Below are 19,723 nucleotides of genomic sequence, written 5' to 3'. Positions count from 1 at the left end.
GAATAGTGCTTGTGGCCATGTCTGGAATTCATGAATGTGGTTCGCCCGGCTCAGCCTTTGAAACGAAGCGCGTCCACCACCAATGCGAAAGCGGGAGAGGCATGGCGTCGGTTCGGATAGTACAGGTGGTATCCTGGAAACGGCGGACACCAGTCCTCTAGCACCCTGATCAACTCGCCCTTTTCGAGATGGTCCACGACCTGGTCTTCAGGAATGTACGTAAGGCCGAGGCCGCGCAGTGCCGCGTCCCGCCGCATCGCGAGATTGTTGAATACCAGCTGCCCCTCCACCCGCACCCGGAGTTCGCGCCCGTCCTTTTCGAACTCCCATGCGAATATGTTGCCATGTGTCGGGAGCCGCATGTTGATGCAGTTGTGTTCCGTCAGGTCCTGAGGCGTTTCCGGCCAGAGGTGCTCCCGGAAGTAAGAAGGGGCCCCGACGACCGCCATTCGCATTTCCGGGCTGATGCGGACGGCGATCATATCCTTGGCGACCTGCTCTCCCAAGCGAACGCCCGCGTCGAAACGTTCTGCGACGATGTCAGTGAGGCCGTAGTCGACGATGATTTCGACCGTAACATCGGGGTTATCAGGCAGAATTTTCTCCAGTGCGGGCGCAAGAACCGAGATCGCTGCATGCTCGCCGGTGGTGATACGGATGGTGCCCGTCGGCCTATCGCGCATTTCGCCCAATGCCGCGATCTCAGCCTGAATTTCCTCGAAACGTGGGCCTGCTGTCTCCAGAAGACGCTGCCCTGCCTCTGTGGGCGACACACGCCGCGTGGTTCTTGTCAAAAGTCTGATGCCCAGCCTCTCCTCCAGTCCGCGGATGGTTTGGCTCAATGCTGACTGGGAAACGGCGAGTTTGACAGCGGCTTTCGTAAAGCTTTCCTCACGGGCGACGGTGACGAAGGCAACGAGGTCGTTGAAGTTTTCCTGCGGCATTCATTAGCGGTCCTTATAGCTTCATCCCGATTACTGCATCTAATCGGAAGGATCGACAAGGGCTAAGTTTCCATCATCAACGCGCAGCCTCGCCGGGAGGACGGCTCTGCAAATCGCCAGATGGAAACAGCCATGCCAGACGTTCGACCAGCCGCCTCCAATCCAAATAAATCCGCCATTCTCGCGATCATATTGATTAGCTACGTGATGATTGTCCTGGATATCTCCGTGGTGCTCACGGGCCTGCCCAAAATTCATCACGAACTCGGTTTCTCGGATGCAAGCCTCGCGTGGGTGCAGAGCGCCTATGCCCTGGCGTTCGGTGGCTTCCTCCTCCTTGGGGCACGAGTTGGCGATATTCTTGGCCGACGCCGCATGTTCATTGTCGGGATGGCGATCTTTACGGTCGCCTCGGTTGCCATCGGTGCCTCGCAGTCGTCCCCATGGATGTTGTCCTGGCGTGCGATCCAGGGACTAGGCTCTTCAATCCTCGCTCCCTCCACACTTGCGCTGCTGCAAACGAACTTCGAGGATGGCGAGGAACGGACACGCGCGGTATCCTATTACAGCGCGGCCGCAGGAGTTTCCGCAACGGTCGGCCTCATTGCGGGCGGCCTGCTGGCCGATTGGCTGTCCTGGCGCGTGGGCTTTTTGATCAACCTGCCGATCGGGATCGCAATGATCTTCGCTTCGCGCACCTACATCACTGAGACAGAGCAACGTCCCGGCAAAGTGGACGCCCCTGGTGCCATAGCGTCGACGCTCGGCATGAGCGGACTGGTCTGCGGTTTCATACGGTCGGCCCAGCATGGTTGGGACCTGGTAACGTTCGCTTTGATTATCGCAGCTACCGTATTGCTGACGCTCTTCCTCCGCATCGAAAACCGCGCCGCGCAGCCGATCCTGCCGCTCCGCCTGTTTGCCGACGCGGAGCGCTCGGGAGCTTACGCGGCGCGTGTCCTTTACCTCGGAGCGATGGTCGGCTTTTTCTTCTTCACGACGCTGTACCTTCAGGAAGTCGCGGGCTTCCGCCCTGCGCTCACCGGCCTCGCCTTCGTGCCGGCGACGATGCTTCACGTTCCCTTTGCCATCGTCGTGCCTCGCCTCATACGCCGCTTCGGCCGCAATGCGATCCTCCTTGTCGGAATGGTCATCGGGATCGTCGCGATGGCATGGCTCAGCCGTGCGGGCGTCGGATCGAACTACTGGACGACAGTGGCGTTGCCAATGGTGCTGATCGGCGTGAGCCAGGGCCTCACTCTCAGCCCGTTGACATCGTCGGGCGTCGCCAGGGTTTCCACCGAAGATGCAGGTGCTGCGTCCGGCGCTGTCAACGTCGCTCACCAAATGGGAAGCTCGGTCGGCCTGAGCGTTCTGATCGCGATTGCCGCGGTGGGGTCGGTCGGCCTGACAGGTACCGAGCTAACCGCATACCGGGCTTCTCATGCGTTCGACGCCGGTACGGTGATGCTGATATTCGCGCTGGTCGCGGCTGTGACCACCATCGTGCCGGCCGCATCTCGTCAACAGTCTGACGCCCACAAAGCTGAATCCTTGGCCGCCGAGAGCGCGGCATAACTCAAGGAGATAAGCGAATGAATTTCCCGCACATCTGGCCGCCCGTGTCGGCAAGCAACCATAGGAGATGAACATGAAGATCAGGAAGATTGGAGACCTCGAAGTTTCCGCCCTCGGGCTCGGCTGCATGAGCATGAGTTCGGCTTACGGTCCGCCCGCTGACAAGGCCGAGATGATCAAGTTGATCCGTTTCTCCCACGAACGAGGCGTCACCCTTTTCGATACCGCCGAAGCCTATGGACCGTTCGTCAACGAAGAGCTGGTCGGAGAAGCGATCGCGCCGATCCGGGAACAGGTCGTCGTGGCGACGAAATTCGGTTTCGATATCAACATGGAAACGGGCGAGCGTAACGGGGGTACAAATAGTCGTCCCGAGCACATCAGGGCCGTCGCCGAGGCAAGCCTCAAAAGGCTCAAGACAGACCGGATCGACCTCTTCTACCAGCATCGCGTTGACCCGGCCGTCCCGATCGAGGACGTCGCAGGAGCGATCAAGGACCTCGTCGCCGTCGGCAAGGTGAAGCACTTCGGCCTCTCCGAGGCAGGCGTCAACACCATTCGCCGCGCACACGCTGTTCATCCGGTGACGGCAGTCCAGAGCGAGTATTCCTTGTTCTGGCGAGGCCCCGAAGCAGAGTTGCTTCCGACACTCGAAGAACTTGGAATAGGCTTCGTGCCGTTCAGCCCACTGGGTGCTGGTTTCCTGACCGGCAAGATCGACGAGAACACTAAGTTCGATGCCAGCGACTTCCGCAACCTCGTGCCGCGCTTCACGCCGGAGGCTCGCAAGGCGAACCTCGCTCTCGTAGACCTGCTCAAGGCAATTGCGGACAGGAAGAATGGAACGCCAGCCCAGATCGCACTGGCTTGGCTGCTTGCTCAGAAGTCCTGGATCGTCCCCATCCCGGGGACGACGAAACAGCATCGGCTTGAGGAAAACCTTGGCGCAGTCGAACTCGAACTCGATGCGACCGATCTCCATGAAATCGAAGCCGCGCTGTCCAAGATTGAAGTCGTCGGCGAGCGGCTGCCCGAAGCCGTCCTCAAGATGACCGGTCTCTAAAGTTGGAGTTTCCGATGTCCCGGTTCGAATTCGATGCGATCGGCACCTCCTGGGAAATCGACACGCCGACGCCGCTGTGTCACCAGACCCGGCGGCAAATCCTCGAACTCGTCGAACGGTTCGACAGGATCTATTCGAGGTTCCGCGACGACTCGTTGATCACGAAGATCGCCGAGGCTGAGCACGGCGGCACGTTCGTTTTTCCGGCTGGGGCCGCGCAGATGTTCGACCTCTACGACCGGCTTCACAAGATAACCGGAGGCGGTCTCGATCCCCTCGTCGGACGCGATCTGGAGCTTCTGGGCTACGATCGTCGATACTCGCTTGTGCCGCAGCCAGCGGAAGTGTCGACTTATGCAAGCAAGCGCACGAGCTGGGGCAGCGACGTTTTCCGCCAGGGCTCGACGCTGATCACTCGAAGTTCGCTTTTGATCGACCTTGGCGCGGTAGGCAAAGGCCATCTCGTCGACCTGATCTCAGGTGTTTTGGGGGTGAGAGGCCTCGAAGACTTTGTCGTCGATGGCAGCGGCGACATGCTGCATCGCGGAGAAGCGGCGCTCGGTGTCGGACTTGAGCATCCGTTTGATCCTACGAAGGTGGTGGGCGTCGCCCACCTCCGAGACGCCTCGCTTTGCGCCTCGGCGGTCAATCGCCGGAAATGGGGAGACAACCTTCATCATATCTTGCATGCCAGGACCGGAAGGCCCGTGAAGGACGTGGTTGCTACATGGGTCGTTGCGAAGGATGCCGCGACGGCAGACGGGCTGGCCACGGCGCTTTTCGTCGTTCCTGCCTCCCGGCTGGAGCCAAGCTTCGACTTCTCCTTCGTTCCGATGTTCGCCGATGGCCGTGCTGAGGTGTCCGACAATTTCGACGGCGAAGCCTTCACCTGAGAAAGGAACAAAATGCCCCGCGAGATCAGAAACGCGCTCGTCGCTTCGGCGCTAACCCTGATGGTGTCCTCGACGGCAGAGGCCCAAGGCGGCAAGCCCCGTCAGTATGCAGACGGCGTCTACACAGCGACCGGGACATACGGCGGCCAACCGTCGCATATAACCTTAAAGGTGACCCTGACTGATGGCGTGATCACCGCGGTGGAGGTCACTCCCCATGCATATGTGCCGGAATCGCTGGAACTCCAGCGACGCTTTGCGGCGGCGGTTCCAAAGGTCGTCATAGGGCGACCGATCGATCAAGTGAACGTTGGCAAGTTGGCGGGTTCAAGCGGAACTTCGCGCGGATTCAACAACGCCATAGGCCAGATCAAGCGCCAGGCGGCTCGTCGGTGACGGCCCTCCGCTTAGCACCCCCGCAGTCAAGAAAATCAGAGGAGTGTAAAGATGTCTACGAGGCACGAAATTGAACTCAACCGCAGAGGCTTGCTGCTGACAGCGGGTACGTTGGCCGTGGCCGCCAATCTCGGGGTAGCCAATGCTCAGGCGACGACCAAGCAAAATGCCTCAGACACAACGTCCGTCACCGAAATCGGACGGCGAAAGCTCGGCTCCCTGGAGGTATCCAGCGTGGGTCTTGGCGTTCAAAACATGAGCCGGACCTACCAGCAAACAATTCCAACGCGTGCCGAAATGCATAACATCATAAGGGCCGCTTTCGACCGGGGCCTGACTTTCTACGATGCAGCAGAGGCCTATGGGCCACATGAGGTCGAAAGGATACTCGGCGAAGGCGTTCAACCGTTCCGGGATCAGGTTGTTATCGCGTCCAAATTCGGCTGGAACATCGATCTCGAGACTGGAGAACGGCTTCCGGGCCTCAACAGCCGTCCCGAACATATCAAGTCGGCCGTCGAGGGAATGCTCAAGCGCCTGCAAACCGACCGCATTGATCTCCTCTATCAACACCGCGTCGACCCGCAGGTGCCGATCGAAGATGTGGCAGGAGCGGTGAATGACTTGATGAAGCAGGGGAAAGTCGTGCACTGGGGCCTTTCCGAGATGGGTCTCAACACGCTTAGGCGCGCCCACGCAGCGCTGCCTCTGACCGCGGTTCAGAGCGAATACTCGATGCTGTGGCGGGGGCCTGAAAAGGGCGCGATCCCAGTGTGCGAGGAACTGGGCGTCGGATTCGTCCCTTGGAGCCCTCTCGGCGTTGGTTTCCTCAACGGCGCGATCGACGCTCGTACACGGTTCGCTCAGGGTGATATCCGCGGCATCGAAGGGCGCTTCGCGCCTGAGAACCTGCCGACCAACCTTGCGCTCGTGGGACTCCTAAAGACGTGGGCGCACCGGAAACAATCACGCCTCGGACAGATCGCGCTCGCTTGGCTGCTGGCTCAGAAACCGTGGATCGTCCCGATCCCCGGCACGACGCAGATGGCTCACATGACGGAGAACATCGACGCGACTGGCATCACCTTTACACCCTACGAGATCGCGGAGTTGAATGCCTCCCTCGCGGCCATCCAAATCAAGGGTGCGAGGCTTCCGGACGCCGTTCAGGCATTCTCGGATGTCGAAGCTCCTGCGAAGTCCTAATCCTCGGAACCTTCGGATTACGACCATCCCGCCCGAAGCCCTTTGTCAGCTTTGGGCCCGAAGGCGACAACAGCCTCGTCCGCAGAGCGCCAAAGGCGTCACGAAGGCCCTACGATGTGTTCGACAAGGCGGGGCGCTTCCTCGGCGATCGCCAATATTATGCCTGACTTGCGCGTAGAGGCGAAATCCAACCCGGCGAAGTAAAGGCCCGGCAGGGTGGCCACGCCATCCTCGTGGACCGGCTGTCCCGCGGCATCGAGCGCACCGGGAAGCCTCATCCAACTGAAATCGCCCTTGAAGCCTGTGCACCACACCACGGTCGTTATGCCGGACCGGGAGAGATCAAGCGAAGCGATCGTCGGGTTCGGTTGTTGCATCGCGACCGTCTCCGCCGGGTCGGGTTCCGAAACGGGTGCATCGATTCCAGCGCGGCTGACATATTCGTCGATATGGCGTTTGATGTGATTGGAGGCTTCATCCGCAAAGCGAACATTCGCTTCGAGATCGTCGGCGAACGAGAGGCGGTCGCCATCCTCGACGCCAGTCAATCGCCCAAGAAGCACGACACCTTGGGCGCTGAGCGCTTGAAGGCTTATCGTGTGCACCGACCCAAGCACACCTCGAGGCGGGATGCGTCCCGCAAGTCGAATGACCTCCTCCCGTCGCACGTCGAGAAACCCACATTCGAGGAGCCAGACCATGATGTCGCGGCCTCGGTAGCGCCGCGGGAGCCGTCCGACACGACTGGTGGCAAGGAAGACTGTTCGGCCTGCTTCCGCCAACTCCTCCGCGATCTGGACACCCGACTGGCCACTTCCGACCACCAGCACCGCGCCGTCGGCAAGATCCGCAGCGCTGCGGTAGCCGGAGGCGTCGATCTGGCGAAGGACGGGCGGTAACGCAGCGGCCCAAACTGGGCGTACCGGACAATTCAGGCTGCCGCTTGCAACGATCACGTTCCGCGCTAAAAGCATGCCGCGTGAAGTGGTCAGCCGATACGCGTCATTCTCGTGCCTGAGTTCGCTCACCGCAGTATCCGGTTCGATCGGGAGCGCGTTGCGCCTGGCGAAGTCCTCGAGGAGAGCGACGAACTGGTCGCGCGTCAGGGCACCGGATGGATCCTCACCGTCATAGCAGTCGCCTGGCATGACGGTCTGCACGTTTGGGGTGTTCATCCGAAAGGAATCCCATCGCTGCGTGCGCCAGGTCTCTCCTATGCGGCCCCGCTCCAGGACGCTATGGCGCAAGCCCCTTCGTGCCAGCCAATAGCTGACGCCGAGGCCCGCCCAGCCGGCTCCGACGACGACAGCATCGAGAACATCGGCACTACCATTCATTTGCCGCGGTGATCTCATGATCGGCATCCCCAGCCATCCCCGCGCGGCATTAAGCCTTGTTCACGACAATTAGTCCAGCGTGGCGGATCTCCACCCGACTGGCCGAGCGCACTCGATTTCGCCAGCCCCAGTCACCGCATGAAACTGCGCCACAGCGCGCTCGCCAAACCGGAAGGCAAGGTCGCCTGATGCGAGGCAGTTCACTTCGTCGCTGGTGCGGATGGCCGTGCAAAAAGCGATGTGAAACTCGCGCCGAAGTTTGCTCGACTACCCAATTATTTCCTCGCCACCGCCTTTGCAGGATTGGCCTCTCGGCTAGCATTGGGTGGTCGGGTCTGACTGGTGCGCCGGGTTCAACGGCGGCTTCGGGCCCGATAGCGGAAGAGGCCTTGGCCGGCAAGCGCCCAATTCCGGTCATTGAAACTCTTATCTGTGCTACGTTTCAATTACATCACGGGCGGCCGGCTTTGTGACGCAAATCGGGGTTGGTAAATAGAGACTCTCCCTCAATCGCGGAATAGCTCTCTCAATCCATTGCAGGAATCAAGTGTTTCGTGTCCGCGCTACCAGCCTTGCAAAATTCTGCCAGCCAAGTCGCTTGCGGTAAACCGGCACATCTGGTCACGAGCGGGATTTTGCGGACGAAGAGAACACGGCATGGATCGCGGCGTCCTTGACGGTATCTTGTCTGCAGGTGCCCTAATTGCGGCTGTGACCCGTGTCCACAGAGTAACTTGCAACGTTGCTCAGGACTTTCGAGGTGAAGTCAAATTCCCTCTCCGATATCCGTGCAGAGGAAGGCGGCGGAGGACCGGGAGCGAATTGTCAGCGGAAGCTGTTCGAGTCGCAACCGCGGCGTCGCAAGTCCCTGAAGAGAGTGGCGACCCCTGCAGGAATCGAACCTGCGACAACCTGCTTAGAAGGCAGGTGCTCTATCCAGCTGAGCTAAGGGGCCGCGTGACCCGGGCTTCATGCCCTGGTCAAATCATCGCGTATGAAAGCGGATCAATGCGTCCAAGGCTGAGTCCGCGTATAGCGGAAATTATCAGGGTAAGCCACCGTCTGGCGTTGCGGATCCTTCGGGGCGATGACCCGATACTCGATGCCGTTGCGCTTCGCGTAAGCTTCAGCGAGTTCCTGCGTTTCGAAGGTCAGCTTCAGCTGCTGGCGCATGTCCGAGGAAGACGTGTAACCCATGATCGGATCGATGGTACGCGGCGTCTCCTGATCGAACTCAAGAACCCAAATATTTGTCTTTGCCTTGCCGGACTGCATCGCGGTCTTGGCTGGGCGGTAGATCTTGGCAGACATTGCTGCAACGCCTCCGAATTAGCGGGCTTTCGCACTCGAAACTTCACTCTGCCCCATATCCGAGGCTTCTCTTCATCCAAACCATCGCACAAAGAGATGAGTTTTGCTTACCGACGAATCCCTTTCTTTTCAAGAAAAAAGCCAAGGCGGCGGAGCGCTGGATCTCCGATCGTTTTCCGGCAGCCCTCCTCTTTTCGCGATCACTCGATAACTCGTGCTCATATCAATCACTCCGCACAGCAAGCTGAACGATGGGGTGCTTAAACCAAGCATGGGGATACGCGATTTATGTATTGCGGGCGCGAGGCGAACCGTGTATTGCCCTCCCTCGTCGGCACGGAGTGTAGCGCAGTCTGGTAGCGCATCTGGTTTGGGACCAGAGGGTCGGGAGTTCGAATCTCTCCACTCCGACCATTTTTCCCCATTATTCCACGGGCTAGTCCATGACGGCGCTCATTGGCGCCACCGGATCCGCCACCGTTTCCGGCCAATTTCTCCGGCATCGTACGCGCCGAGATGGATATCCATGCACGAGGCCGGGCACGCAGTCGCGGCGCACGCGCTGTCGCCGTCACAGCGGATCGAACTGTCGATGCGAAAGAGCTACCGGATATTCGACACAAATGTTATTGCGCATGGCGCGACGCGCTCCGAAGAAGACGTGGAGGACATTGTTACCGGCAAGGAGCTTCGGGGCCAAGGAAACGTTGCTGGTCGGGCGGTCGATTGGTTTCTCGGGCTTTCGTGGGGGTGATCTCGAGGTCGCCACGTGGAACGCGGTCCGGATGGTTTGCTCCTATGGAAGGAGCAAGCACTAGATATTCTTAAATGTCGAGGCATGGTCATCGACTGTAGACGTCTCGAGACCCCCGGCACTCCGAAATGAAATCGCACTCAACACGAGCTCTCTCACTTGTTTCGACGAACCGGCGACTCTCTTAGGCGTGACCGGCGGGGTCGGCAGCGCGAGTTTTGGCGAGAGCGACTCCCGGCCCACCATCCGACGTCGCCTCGATGAACACAACACCGTGCCCCTCCAGGGCGGCCCGCACCCGCGACGCGACTCCCCCAGGACCTTGCCCTCGCACTTTTCCAAGCGGACGACGACGGCGGCGCCTACCTGCGTCCGCGCAGCAGGACGCTCCTCGACCTGGCGACAACGCAACCGTCCGATATGCACATCGACTGTACGGCTCTCTACGCCCTGCGGCTTGGGCCAAGCGGACAGGCGGCTGCCCGTGGCGTTACCCTTGTCAAATAATCAAATGAATTGTATATTTCGTATAATTTGAAGGAGCGCCACGATGGAAAAATTCTCCACGGTAGAATTGCTGCGCGATATTAAGACCGTGACCATGGCGGCAGATCGCCAGCCGGTCGCTATTACTCAACATCGCAAGGCCCGCTACGTCCTCATGACCTACGACGATTTTGAGGCCATGAAGCAAAAAGGCGATCCGCGCAGGGCTTATGGCCCCAATGAGGCCCCCCCTGAACTGGCAGCGTTGATCGGTCCGGAACTGGACCGACTGATAGAGGAAGGAAGCGAGACCAATGGCTGATACTCCGGCCAATGGTTCGATCATCCGCTATCCTTATCTCTGGACATGGCAGCGCGACAAGGGAGAAACTGAGGGGCGGAAGGCACGCCCGGTTTGCATGGTTCTGGCAATCCCGAAAGGCAATCAGACAAACCTGATCTTATTGGCTATCTCAGGCACCCCGCCCCGCTCCGATCAAACCGCCTTGGAGATTCCCCAGCTTGAATGCCGCCGCGCTGGAATCCGTGAGTGGAAGGATGCGTGGATTACCGTCTCTGAATTCAATCATGACATAGCCGAGCAGTCCTTTTACTACGACCCGAGTGCAGAGGTTTTGGGATCGTTCAGCAAGGGATTTCTTGCGAAGATCGCAGCCGCTTTCAAGCCCTTCCTTGCTCAGCCGAGTGCGCGGGTCAGTCGAACCGATTGAGGGGAGGTCCGCCCTTTTGCGATGCCTTCCATGGGATGTCGTGACGGATAAGCTTCATCGTCCGAGCAGCGAGCGCACGGACGAGTTTAGGATTGATCGACGTGAGCGCTGACTGGCTCTTCAGCGCCTTGAAGATGCAATCGAACTCATTCGTGTGAATTGCACGAATCCTAAACTCCAAAGGAACGTTCCCCGCGACGACCATTGTGGTGACGCGCTCGCGTGCCGTCGGCAAGAAAGGTTCCTAGGTATGGGATCACTTGGTCGGGCTGTGATTGTCGCGCAGCGTCAATCCCTCGCTGCAGCGGCATCTCCAGGTGACTGAGCACGAATCGAGAGTTTCTGGGCCTCAAGCGCTACGAAATCGGAAAGCAGCTTGACACGTGACGGCACGGTCCGACCAAGCGCGTGAACAGCACTGAAGCGCATCGGCTTGAGCGCGCCCGAGGGTGTCACATCAATCAATATTCCCGAATCCAAGTCGTCTGCCACCACACAACGCAAGAGCAAGGCTACTCCGAGGCCGTGCCGCGCTGCCGAATGTAGAGCGATGCCGCTGTCGCAGTCTATTCGCCCGGTTGGGAGGATCTTGGACCCGTCGGCAAAGGCGATGTGTGCCGTTCGGCCGCCAACGGAGTACCGCGCAAAGGGCATGCTCTGAAAGTCATGAATTGTCCTCGGCACGCCCCATTTTGATAGAAGCGACGGAGCTGCAACCAGAACCATGTCGAGATCCGCGAGATGCCGAACAACCAGATCGGGTTGCACGACCTCCCCGACCCTGAAGACGACATCGTAATCGTCCCGGATGATGTCGACGAACCTGTCTGTCAACCCGATGTCCAGCGTTAGGTCAGGGTATTCCTCGGCAAACTTGGTGAAGATCGCCCCGAGAAACAGCTCTGACATTTCGACGGGCATACTGAATCGCAATCGTCCGGTTAGTCCGCTGCTACTTGATAGCCCATCGTCCGATGCATCGAGTTCCCGCAGCAGTGGACCGATCCGCTCGAACAGCATCTGCCCGTCGGGGGTCAGCGTAAGGGCGCGTGTCGACCTGAGAAAAAGACGGGATCCGACCAGCTTTTCCAACCGACCGACGCTCTTCGAAATGGCGGAGGGTGATGTTTTCAGATCCCGAGCAGCCGCACTGAACGATCCAACTTCGACCGTGCGCACGAACGCGATCAATCCCGACATCTCATTCAGCAAATGGGTCACCTGAATCTCCGAGGAAAAGGTTTTGTGCCGACGACACGGCTAAAATCCATACAGGCAGCAGCATACGTTCGCCCTGTCAACATGGAGAACGAAAATGCCTAGTCTCAAAGATAAGATCGCGGTCATTACCGGCGGCAATAGTGGCATCGGCAAAGCGACTGCCATGCTCTTCGCCCAAGAAGGCGCTCAAGTCATCATTACAGGGAGAAGGAAGGATGTCGTCGATCAGGCAGCCAAGGATATCGGCAATGGAGCCATTGGCGTCATCGGTGACGTAGCGAGCAGGGGCCATCATCATGACCTTGCAGAAGACATCCGCCGGCGTTTTGGCGCACTTGATATCTACATGGCGAACGCCGGAGTGATCAATCTCTTGCCCTCCGACGAAGTCACGGAGGACGAGTACGACCAACACTTTGCGATTAACACCCGCGGCGTATTCTTCGGCGTTCAGGCCATCTCGCCGCTTATTCGGATCGGGGGCACCATTATCCTGACAAGTTCGCTCGCGGCGACGAGGATACTTCCAAATCACACGTTGTATGCAGGTACGAAGGCGGCGATCGCAGCGTTCGCTCGCAACTGGGCTGTCGAGTTCAAGTCCCGAAAGATCCGCGTGAACGTCCTCAGTCCGGGGCCCGTAGAAACTGAAATTCTAGGCAAACTAGGCGTGTCGGAAGAAAATCGGCCGGAGATGATCGACCAGCTATCGAAAGCAATACCAGCCGGCCGTTTGGGTCGCCCCGACGAACTGGCAAAAGCAGCTCTGTTTCTCGCCTCTGATGCAGCAAGCTTCGTAAATGGTGTCGAGCTCCACGTCGATGGTGGGATGGGGCTCGTGTGACAACAAGGCAGTGAACGCGATCCGATCCTGAGTTCTGCCCTACTTCGAGAAGCTGGTGTGCGAACCCTGTCGCTCAGGGGCAGCACCGGCTTCAAAGTCCCTTGTTGCGGGTGAGATTATGATGTGCCCAACTAGAACGCTCGTATATCTACCGCTGCAATAGCGTCCGCGTAAATGCTGGAGACTATGGGTGTCGAACTAGACCTTAGATTTCGAGTGCAGATTCTGGACTGGCTCGCGGCCGGGATTCGGTACCAGCCGCGGGGGGAAAAGGTCTTCGCGGAGCTCTGTGCCCGCATCGTTGCATGTGGGATTCCTCTTAGCAGAGCGACGCTGCATCTTCGGGTCCACCATCCGCAGTGGCTGGGCACGCGGATGACCTGGATGCGCGGCCAGCCCGATGCCAGCGTTCAGACGATCGCCCATGACGTCGAGGCAACCGACGTATTTCTACGCAGCCCATTTCGGGTGGCGATCGATAGCGGAAAGCGTGTTCGGCAGAAGCTCCAGATCAACGGCCCGCATATTTTTGCAATATACGAGGAGCTGAAACACGACGGCCATACCGACTACGTGGCTTGGCCCCTCGATCACACGCAAGGTCGCCGCCACCTCATTACCTTCGCTACCGATCGTCCCGATGGTTTTTCGGATCAGGAATTGGCGCTCCTCGACACGCTGATGCCGTGGTACTCGCTCGTCACCGAAGTACGGGTAAAGGACCAACTGGCTCGAACGCTGTTGGAGACTTACGTGGGTGCGCACGCCTCCGACGAGATACTGCACGGCGCCATAACGCGTGGCAGTCGAGAGACGATCATTGCAGCCATCCTGATCTGTGATCTGCGAAACTTCACTCGTCTGTCTGACAGTCTTCCGCGTGACGAACTGATCGAAATCTTAAACAGGTACTTCGATGTCGTCGCGGAGCCGATTGAACGTCACGGCGGCGAGATACTGAAATTCATCGGAGACGGCCTCCTAGCGGTATTTCCAATGGATGGCACGGATGCCTGCCAGCATCTGCTCGCGGCGGTGCAGGAAGGATATCAAAGCGCGTCCTGCTTGCGACGAACTGCCGAACTGGTCCGCTTTGGCACCGGCATCCACCTCGGTGAAGTCATGTACGGGAACATCGGCTCCAAAAAGCGTCTCGATTTCACCGTGATCGGATCCGCGGTGAATCTGGCCTTCAAACTCGAGGCGCTCACCAAAACACTAGATCGTCCAGTCCTGCTCTCGGGAGATTTCGTACAAGCAGCCGCATGCTTTGATCAAACCGACTACCTGGGTCCGCAAAGGGTCTCCGGCTTCGATGTTCCGATCGGTGTTCACGCGTTGCGGTTGAACGCCTCTCAAATGCCTTGCTGATCCCAACGGTACTCCTTGAGGAACGCTGGGGCAGCCAGAAAACACGTCTTTGTTCTGGATCACGACATGACGACCCGGACGAAGATAGCGGACGTCCTCGCCGCAAACTCGATCAAAGTTAGCCTGGTCTCAGAAGAACGCCAACTTCGAAGGTTGGTCGCGATGGAAATCGCGGATGCGATGATTGTAGAAGTTAATTCATCGGAGGCTCTCGCCACGGTGCGGAATCTGGCTTCGCTGACCCATACACCGATCATCGTTACTAGCGCCGACTTGAGCGATGAAGACGACAAGGTTCGAGGATTGGAGGCTGGCGCTGTAGACTATCTCGTCAAGCCCTTTGGGTACCGCGAATTCATGGCTAGGCTGACTGTGGCGATGCGCGATAGGACGTCGCCGCTTCCGGCACGCGATCGACGCAGTTATCGCTTTGATGACTACAAGCTATCCGTTCGGCAGCGTTGCTTGATACGGTTGGACGGAAGCGATGTGAAATTGACCACCGCTGAATTCAACCTCTTGATCACGTTCCTCAATGCGTTGGCCGCAGGATGAAACCGGAAAAATCCCTGCGTTCATCGTCTCCATCGTGTCCGGTTGACACAGCTCACTTGAGTTAGCCGTTCGAAGCATCGCTAACATCCCAAAGGCCTGTGGAACTCGATCATGAAGTTCGGTGTTTCGGCGTCTCTCTACCAAAGATGGCCGCCTTCCGCAGGCGGAAGCTGTCGGCGAAGCGCGACCTAGCGACCGGCCACCATGAAATAGTTTCTCCAGCGTGGCGCGCGGGTAATGTTGTAAAAGCAGCTCGGCCGCCGTCGCAAACTCGCCGAAGAGAATGGTCAGACGATGCTCTTCGTTTTCAATGCGATAGGCTCTTGCAGGACCGTCGGATGCAGATCCTGTCGGTCTTGCTCGCGACAGCGATGAATTCCACGTTTCCGCCAATTCCCTTCCCCGCTGATGACCGCCGCGAGCAGTAAGAGCGCGCTGGAAACGCCGGTAGCATACTTAGGTTTGGATTGACGCCAATACTCCCATAGGTCGATGATCGTTCCTCTTGAACGTAGGGATCGAAGGCGCGGTCTCGGCCCGACTACCTGTGCTTGGTTCGGCAAGTGCGATTTTGCCTTTGGCCGGTGAGCATGCCTCCAATAGAGCAAAGAAGCTCTACATCACATGGAAATGCTTCAAATGCTGGTTGCCATCGTAGACGACGACGCAGTGGTTCGGGAATCATTGCTCGATCTGCTCGAGGTGTCCGGTTATTCCGTCGTGACATTCGCGTCTGCTGCCGATTTTCTGGAATCGCCCCGGATCCCCGAAATGCGATGTCTTCTCCTCGACATTTCAATGCCAGGCATGAGCGGCATCGACCTCTATAAGGAACTGAACCGGCGAAAGATCGCGATACCCGTCGTATTCATGACAGGCCATGCGCAAGAGGCGCTGATCAACGAAGCGAAACGGGCAGGAATCTGCTTGTTCAAGCCTTTTGCTGGCGCGGAACTTCGAAGGGCGATCGAAACCGCTATTGAGATCTAGCGCATGTACGAAGCTTCAAATGTGGGCGGCGTAATCTGCACGACGGATCCTTAAGCTTCTTGGCCCTCGACCGGCAAATCAAAGATGAACTTCGCTCCGGTCGGATCATTCTTCTCCACCCAGAGCCTGCCGCCGTGCGCTTCGACGATTGATCGGCATATTGCCAGACCCATCCCCATCCCCTGCCCCTTTGTGGTGTAGAATGGTTCGAATATTCGCTCTGGATCTTCGACGCCCGGCCCGGTGTCGGATATTTCCGTGTAAATCCGCTCGCTGTCGCGTCGTACGCTCAATTGGAGCATCCCGCGATCTGCAGCAAGGTCCATTGCTTCCAATGCATTCCGGATGAGATTGACGAAGACCTGTTGTATCTGGATAGGATCGAAGAACAACGGCGGAAGATCTTGCTCAATTCGGCATTCCATCCGTACGCCCCGTCGCGTGGCTTCTTCAGCCATCAGATCGCGGGCCTCCACCGCCACAGCGTCAAGCGCCTATGTCCTGCGCGCCTCCGGGGTATGCTTGAAAAGGGCACGGATTCGACCGACCACCTCTGTTGCGGTATTTGTCCGGAATGAATGGAGTGACGCCATTCTCCGGCAACGCGTTCATAGTCATCGGGATAGAGCAGTTGCTTCCAAGCGACCTCTCCCTCGCTCCACCAAGCGTTCAACTCGTCTGGCGTCTTGCCTAGAGCGGCTTGTAAGACAGGTGAGAGGTAAATCCACCTGCCGCTCGCATCGAATGCCCAACCGACGCCGGTCAAGTTTTCGACGGTCTTTGCGGCCTCGATAGGCGAATTGCCAGCTGTGACAGTATCAGGCGTCATCGGTTGCTCTCCATCCGGAGCTTCGCTGTGATCGCTCGACATGTTTTACGCCCGCGCCGCGCGTCAGTCCAACGTAGGCACACGATTGGCTGACGACGCACAAGTTCCTTCCGCAACGGAAGGCCATCGACCGCGGGCATCCTTCGACAGGTCCAGGACAGGAAACGATGGGATCGCAAGGGGGCATCGAGGCGGCTGTCACCGATCAAACGTACGTATAGCTTTTGCGCCAACGTGGAGATGCTAGCGTTGCGGCCGGTGTTTCGGCACTGGAACAGGACTAGCATAGGAGTTCGGAATGAACGTCAATTCAATAACCACGACATCCGAAAAGGCCGGGCATGGCTACGTGACATCGATGGACGGAACCCGCATCTTCTACAAGGACTGGGGGCCGAAGGAGGCGCAGCCGATCGTGTTCCATCATGGGTGGCCCCTCAGCGGCGACGACTGGGACGCCCAGATGCTCTTCTTTCTGGGAAAAGGCTACCGTGTTATCGCCCACGATCGTCGCGGACACGGCCGATCGGAACAGGTCGGCGGCGGCCATGATATGGATCATTACGCTGCCGATGTTGCCGCCGTCGTGGAACATCTGGACTTGCGGAACGCTGTTCACATCGGTCATTCGACGGGCGGAGGCGAAGCTACCCGCTATGTCGCCCGCTATGGCAAAGGCCGCGTTCTGAAGCTGGTACTCATCGGCGCAGTGCCGCCCATCATGGTGAAGACACCCGACAATCCAGGCGGACTTCCGACCGAGGCATTCGACGGATACCGTGCTGCGCTGGCGTCGAACAGAGCCCAATTCTATTACGACGTAGCCAGCGGGCCTTTCTACGGTTTCAATCGGCCCGCCACCGTTGCCTCTGAGCCGATTATCCAGAATTGGGTGAGACAAGGCATGATGGGCGCGGCAAACGCTCACTACCTAGGTATCAAGGCTTTCTCGGAAACCGACTTTACGGAAGATCTGAAAACGATCGAGGTTCCGACTCTCGTTCTCCATGGTGATGACGATCAGGTCGTCCCGATTGAAGATTCCGCCCCTCTCTCCGCCAAACTTCTGAAGAACGCGACACTGAAGATCTACAAGGGACTGCCGCACGGGATGGTGACGACCCATGCAGATATCATCAATCTCGATCTGCTGAGATTCATTGCCGTATAAAAACAATGCGGAGGGTGCTTCATGCATCCTCCGCGCCATTCGGTTCAGCCCGCGCTCTGCGGGCGCCCTCAGTTCCTTTGCAGTTTTTCGGCCTTGCGAACCAGATCGGCAATGGAACGGCTCTGCATTTTGCGCATCACGCTCATCCGATGCAGCTTCACGGTCATTTCGCTGATCCCGAGCTGATAGGCGACCTGCTTGTTCATAAGCCCGCTGACGACGCCGAGCATCACTTGCTGCTCTCGCGGGGTCAGCTTATCGACCAGCCTCCGAATCTGCTCGCGTTCGGTTTCAACTTTGCGTCTCTCGCCGTCCAGGCGAATGGCGTGGTCTACAGCGTCGAGCAGATCCCGCGTAACGAACGGTTTGGTGAGGAAATCGGTAGCGCCGGCTTTCATCGCCCTGACGCTGGCCGGAACGTCGGCATAGGCCGTCAGGAAAATGACCGGCATCTTACTTCCGAGCGAGATCAACTGGCTCTGGACATCGAGGCCGGTGCCTCCGGGCATTCGAAGGTCGACAACGATACAGCCAGGGGCGGTCGTATCGGCCGTGCTCATGAACTCAGGTCCACTGGAGTAAGCGGAAGCCCGCCTATTCGTTACCATGAAGAGGTCGAGAAGAGCGTCTCGCATGTGCTTGTCATCATCGATGACATAGACAATAGGTTCGGCGGATAAATCCTGTTTCGTATCTAGCTTTTCCATGATCGATCCTCCACTCGCTGCGGCGCCCTCTCTTATGAGGGGCGGAATGACGTCGATGCCAAGTGGGTGCCGCCGCTGGGTCTGATTATCACGAACGCCAAGCCTAGTGATGATAAACCTTGGTTTACTTGCTCTCCAGCGCCTGACCCATGCATGCGTGCAGCGGCAGCGACAGCGGAACTGTTCATCACCCGACCAACTCCGAAAAAGGAGTGACGCGCCGCGGTCCAATGGCGGTGTTCTCCGTCAGGATCTCTCCGGTTTCCAGTTCCAGCGCCGGCACGTATCCTTTCGGGGTGACGGTACCGAAATCGCGCCGCCTGCTGTCAGTTTCGTTGCGAGGTCGACGCGCTCAATCTCGAAATCGACATCGGCTTCCCTCAACGCGATGTGGTCTGCCAGGCTGCATGCCACAGGAGAGTAGTAGAGCTTCATCGGACGGTTCCTTTGTTGTTCGGTGAACGTGACGGGGCACGATTCAAGAACCGAGCGGCCTTGCTAGGATCCGTCCACGACGTCATTGAATTCCGGGTGCGTCTGCAGGAAGTTCTGCATGAACGAGCACCGGATCACGGCCTTTTGGCCTCTTTCCCGGAGATTATCGAAGACGCCTTTGACGAGGGCGGCACCAATGCCCGTCCCTCGAATTCCGGAACCTCGACGTGGACGAAGACAGGTCGTTCGCCGTCCACCTCATAGTATGCCGCGGCCAACACTCCTGCATGTATCTGGCGCTCAAACCGATGCATTTCAGGGTTGTCTCTCACCTTGGAATCCATCGTTTTTTCCTTCCGTGCTGGTCGTATAGGGTCGCCGGGCCACGACCGTCTGGGGCTGCAGAGCGAGGATACAGTCCGATGAGCGCGGCCGTAATCCAAACGTAAGTTTACTTGCTCGCCATTCTCTCCCGCCGTACCTAGGCCGCGGGCGGACAGCTGGCTTCCGGGGGCGCGTGCGCCGAATGGCCGACAGGGTGGCGCAGACAGACCGGTCGAGAAGCACGCACGTGTTCGGCCGAAAATCAGCGGAGAAGATGATTATTAGACAAGTTCGACGTGGCGGCGTCGCTTTTTGAGATCGAGGCCGATGGGATGCGGCACGGTATGTTTCGTCGCGCATCCGAGCCGTTTTTCACGACTAAGACGACAGGACTGCGGACTTGGCCTGACAATCGTGAGCCACTTCGCCAATGAAGCCGGAGGAAGCTTCCATCTCGCGAGCGAGCTCGGCTTCGGGGCGCGCAACGTGTCGCTGCCGGTAGTCTGAAGCGAGCAGCTTAAATCGACGTCTACCCCAAGTCACACGGGTTTGATGGTGACTTCGATTCACTCCCCTA

The 19,723-nt window shown here is 58.4% G+C and carries 21 protein-coding genes, 2 tRNA genes and 1 pseudogene; 14 read left to right on the top strand and 10 right to left on the bottom strand.

The window, feature by feature from the left end; translation table 11 throughout:
* Positions 1-50 precede the first annotated feature (50 nt).
* Entirely contained in the window at positions 51-944 is an 894-nt protein-coding gene (locus tag FHX09_RS17350) for a LysR family transcriptional regulator (RefSeq protein ID WP_132595249.1), read from the bottom strand.
* A 132-nt stretch (positions 945-1,076) separates the two neighbouring features.
* Between FHX09_RS17350 and FHX09_RS17345 the strand changes: the two genes are divergently transcribed.
* From FHX09_RS17345 to FHX09_RS17325, 5 genes are all read left to right on the top strand, one after another.
* Positions 1,077-2,522: an MFS transporter gene (locus FHX09_RS17345; protein WP_184450451.1), complete on the top strand. Its 1,446-nt coding sequence runs from the start codon at positions 1,077-1,079 to the stop codon at positions 2,520-2,522.
* 73 nt (positions 2,523-2,595) lie between these two features.
* The gene (locus FHX09_RS17340) at positions 2,596-3,585 is read left to right on the top strand and encodes an aldo/keto reductase (protein ID WP_184450449.1); all 990 of its coding nucleotides are present in this window, start codon (positions 2,596-2,598) and stop codon (positions 3,583-3,585) included.
* Between the two features lie 14 nt (positions 3,586-3,599).
* Positions 3,600-4,478, top strand: coding sequence for an FAD:protein FMN transferase (locus FHX09_RS17335; RefSeq protein ID WP_184450446.1), 879 nt, complete (start codon positions 3,600-3,602; stop codon positions 4,476-4,478).
* A gap of 12 nt (positions 4,479-4,490) precedes the next feature.
* Positions 4,491-4,874 (top strand): hypothetical protein, encoded by a 384-nt coding sequence (locus FHX09_RS17330; RefSeq protein WP_184450444.1) that lies wholly within the window; start codon positions 4,491-4,493, stop codon positions 4,872-4,874.
* A 51-nt stretch (positions 4,875-4,925) separates the two neighbouring features.
* Complete coding sequence (locus FHX09_RS17325) at positions 4,926-6,080, top strand: aldo/keto reductase (RefSeq protein WP_184450442.1); 1,155 nt, start codon at positions 4,926-4,928, stop codon at positions 6,078-6,080.
* Positions 6,081-6,178: 98 nt separating this feature from the next.
* On the opposite strand, the gene FHX09_RS17320 is transcribed toward FHX09_RS17325, so the two are convergent.
* From FHX09_RS17320 to FHX09_RS17310, 3 genes are all read right to left on the bottom strand, one after another.
* Complete coding sequence (locus FHX09_RS17320) at positions 6,179-7,435, bottom strand: NAD(P)/FAD-dependent oxidoreductase (protein ID WP_348649175.1); 1,257 nt, start codon at positions 7,433-7,435, stop codon at positions 6,179-6,181.
* Positions 7,436-8,295: 860 nt separating this feature from the next.
* Positions 8,296-8,372, bottom strand: a tRNA-Arg gene (locus tag FHX09_RS17315).
* A 50-nt stretch (positions 8,373-8,422) separates the two neighbouring features.
* Positions 8,423-8,728, bottom strand: a complete 306-nt coding sequence (locus FHX09_RS17310) for an ETC complex I subunit (protein ID WP_007788506.1) — start codon at positions 8,726-8,728, stop codon at positions 8,423-8,425.
* Positions 8,729-9,065: 337 nt separating this feature from the next.
* On the opposite strand from FHX09_RS17310, the gene FHX09_RS17305 reads away from it, so the two are divergent.
* The 4 genes from FHX09_RS17305 (at position 9,066) to FHX09_RS17290 (ending at position 10,699) form a co-directional block, all read left to right on the top strand.
* A tRNA-Pro gene (locus FHX09_RS17305) sits at positions 9,066-9,142 on the top strand.
* Between the two features lie 112 nt (positions 9,143-9,254).
* On the top strand, positions 9,255-9,482 hold the full coding sequence (locus FHX09_RS17300; RefSeq protein ID WP_184450438.1) for a hypothetical protein: 228 nt from the start codon (positions 9,255-9,257) through the stop codon (positions 9,480-9,482).
* Positions 9,483-10,032: 550 nt separating this feature from the next.
* Positions 10,033-10,290 carry a prevent-host-death protein gene (locus FHX09_RS17295; protein ID WP_007788512.1) on the top strand — a complete coding sequence of 86 codons (258 nt, stop codon included), beginning with the start codon at positions 10,033-10,035 and terminating at the stop codon, positions 10,288-10,290.
* Positions 10,283-10,699: a hypothetical protein gene (locus tag FHX09_RS17290; RefSeq protein ID WP_007788514.1), complete on the top strand. Its 417-nt coding sequence runs from the start codon at positions 10,283-10,285 to the stop codon at positions 10,697-10,699. Before FHX09_RS17295 ends, FHX09_RS17290 begins: the two co-directional genes overlap by 8 nt.
* On the opposite strand, the gene FHX09_RS29475 is transcribed toward FHX09_RS17290, so the two are convergent.
* Together FHX09_RS29475 and FHX09_RS17280 are read right to left on the bottom strand one after the other, a co-directional pair.
* Positions 10,683-10,934 (bottom strand): hypothetical protein, encoded by a 252-nt coding sequence (locus FHX09_RS29475; RefSeq protein ID WP_210301560.1) that lies wholly within the window; start codon positions 10,932-10,934, stop codon positions 10,683-10,685. The two genes, FHX09_RS17290 and FHX09_RS29475, sit on opposite strands and share 17 nt — an antisense overlap.
* Positions 10,935-10,987: 53 nt before the next feature.
* Positions 10,988-11,920 carry a LysR family transcriptional regulator gene (locus FHX09_RS17280; RefSeq protein WP_183721577.1) on the bottom strand — a complete coding sequence of 311 codons (933 nt, stop codon included), beginning with the start codon at positions 11,918-11,920 and terminating at the stop codon, positions 10,988-10,990.
* Between the two features lie 94 nt (positions 11,921-12,014).
* Here FHX09_RS17280 and FHX09_RS17275 point away from each other — a divergent pair, with 94 nt between their 5' ends.
* From FHX09_RS17275 to FHX09_RS17260, 4 genes are all read left to right on the top strand, one after another.
* Positions 12,015-12,764 (top strand): glucose 1-dehydrogenase, encoded by a 750-nt coding sequence (locus tag FHX09_RS17275; protein ID WP_007788521.1) that lies wholly within the window; start codon positions 12,015-12,017, stop codon positions 12,762-12,764.
* A gap of 375 nt (positions 12,765-13,139) precedes the next feature.
* Complete coding sequence (locus FHX09_RS17270; protein ID WP_246699465.1) at positions 13,140-14,135, top strand: adenylate/guanylate cyclase domain-containing protein; 996 nt, start codon at positions 13,140-13,142, stop codon at positions 14,133-14,135.
* A gap of 15 nt (positions 14,136-14,150) precedes the next feature.
* Complete coding sequence (locus tag FHX09_RS17265) at positions 14,151-14,690, top strand: response regulator (RefSeq protein ID WP_281414871.1); 540 nt, start codon at positions 14,151-14,153, stop codon at positions 14,688-14,690.
* 624 nt (positions 14,691-15,314) lie between these two features.
* On the top strand, positions 15,315-15,680 hold the full coding sequence (locus tag FHX09_RS17260) for a response regulator (RefSeq protein ID WP_037081656.1): 366 nt from the start codon (positions 15,315-15,317) through the stop codon (positions 15,678-15,680).
* A gap of 50 nt (positions 15,681-15,730) precedes the next feature.
* On the opposite strand, the gene FHX09_RS17255 is transcribed toward FHX09_RS17260, so the two are convergent.
* Positions 15,731-16,138 (bottom strand): ATP-binding protein, encoded by a 408-nt coding sequence (locus tag FHX09_RS17255; protein ID WP_246699464.1) that lies wholly within the window; start codon positions 16,136-16,138, stop codon positions 15,731-15,733.
* A 669-nt stretch (positions 16,139-16,807) separates the two neighbouring features.
* On the opposite strand from FHX09_RS17255, the gene FHX09_RS17250 reads away from it, so the two are divergent.
* Positions 16,808-17,680, top strand: coding sequence for an alpha/beta hydrolase (locus FHX09_RS17250; protein WP_007788533.1), 873 nt, complete (start codon positions 16,808-16,810; stop codon positions 17,678-17,680).
* A 68-nt stretch (positions 17,681-17,748) separates the two neighbouring features.
* Here FHX09_RS17250 and FHX09_RS17245 read toward each other — a convergent pair whose 3' ends face one another.
* From FHX09_RS17245 to FHX09_RS29965, 3 genes and pseudogenes are all read right to left on the bottom strand, one after another.
* Entirely contained in the window at positions 17,749-18,387 is a 639-nt protein-coding gene (locus FHX09_RS17245; RefSeq protein WP_184450432.1) for a response regulator, read from the bottom strand.
* Between the two features lie 223 nt (positions 18,388-18,610).
* A pseudogene (locus FHX09_RS17240) lies at positions 18,611-18,822 on the bottom strand (glutathione S-transferase); the annotation flags it as partial.
* 134 nt (positions 18,823-18,956) lie between these two features.
* Entirely contained in the window at positions 18,957-19,166 is a 210-nt protein-coding gene (locus FHX09_RS29965; RefSeq protein ID WP_246699463.1) for a hypothetical protein, read from the bottom strand.
* Positions 19,167-19,723 lie beyond the last annotated feature (557 nt).

The organism is Rhizobium sp. BK538 (genome assembly GCF_014197575.1).
In the GTDB taxonomy this organism is placed as follows: domain Bacteria; phylum Pseudomonadota; class Alphaproteobacteria; order Rhizobiales; family Rhizobiaceae; genus Rhizobium.
This window is presented reverse-complemented; position numbering and strand designations above follow the sequence as displayed.

Bases quoted from the DNA above. Each gene is read 5' to 3' on its own strand.
- FHX09_RS17350 (WP_132595249.1), bottom strand. From the start codon at position 944: ATGCCGCAGGAAAACTTCAACGACCTCGTTGCCTTCGTCACCGTCGCC.
- FHX09_RS17345 (WP_184450451.1), top strand. From the start codon at position 1,077: ATGCCAGACGTTCGACCAGCCGCCTCCAATCCAAATAAATCCGCCATT.
- FHX09_RS17340 (WP_184450449.1), top strand. From the start codon at position 2,596: ATGAAGATCAGGAAGATTGGAGACCTCGAAGTTTCCGCCCTCGGGCTC.
- FHX09_RS17335 (WP_184450446.1), top strand. From the start codon at position 3,600: ATGTCCCGGTTCGAATTCGATGCGATCGGCACCTCCTGGGAAATCGAC.
- FHX09_RS17330 (WP_184450444.1), top strand. From the start codon at position 4,491: ATGCCCCGCGAGATCAGAAACGCGCTCGTCGCTTCGGCGCTAACCCTG.
- FHX09_RS17325 (WP_184450442.1), top strand. From the start codon at position 4,926: ATGTCTACGAGGCACGAAATTGAACTCAACCGCAGAGGCTTGCTGCTG.
- FHX09_RS17320 (WP_348649175.1), bottom strand. From the start codon at position 7,435: ATGAGATCACCGCGGCAAATGAATGGTAGTGCCGATGTTCTCGATGCT.
- FHX09_RS17310 (WP_007788506.1), bottom strand. From the start codon at position 8,728: ATGTCTGCCAAGATCTACCGCCCAGCCAAGACCGCGATGCAGTCCGGC.
- FHX09_RS17300 (WP_184450438.1), top strand. From the start codon at position 9,255: ATGCACGAGGCCGGGCACGCAGTCGCGGCGCACGCGCTGTCGCCGTCA.
- FHX09_RS17295 (WP_007788512.1), top strand. From the start codon at position 10,033: ATGGAAAAATTCTCCACGGTAGAATTGCTGCGCGATATTAAGACCGTG.
- FHX09_RS17290 (WP_007788514.1), top strand. From the start codon at position 10,283: ATGGCTGATACTCCGGCCAATGGTTCGATCATCCGCTATCCTTATCTC.
- FHX09_RS17275 (WP_007788521.1), top strand. From the start codon at position 12,015: ATGCCTAGTCTCAAAGATAAGATCGCGGTCATTACCGGCGGCAATAGT.
- FHX09_RS17270 (WP_246699465.1), top strand. From the start codon at position 13,140: ATGACCTGGATGCGCGGCCAGCCCGATGCCAGCGTTCAGACGATCGCC.
- FHX09_RS17260 (WP_037081656.1), top strand. From the start codon at position 15,315: ATGGAAATGCTTCAAATGCTGGTTGCCATCGTAGACGACGACGCAGTG.
- FHX09_RS17255 (WP_246699464.1), bottom strand. From the start codon at position 16,138: ATGGCTGAAGAAGCCACGCGACGGGGCGTACGGATGGAATGCCGAATT.
- FHX09_RS17250 (WP_007788533.1), top strand. From the start codon at position 16,808: ATGAACGTCAATTCAATAACCACGACATCCGAAAAGGCCGGGCATGGC.
- FHX09_RS17245 (WP_184450432.1), bottom strand. From the start codon at position 18,387: ATGGAAAAGCTAGATACGAAACAGGATTTATCCGCCGAACCTATTGTC.
- FHX09_RS29965 (WP_246699463.1), bottom strand. From the start codon at position 19,166: ATGGATTCCAAGGTGAGAGACAACCCTGAAATGCATCGGTTTGAGCGC.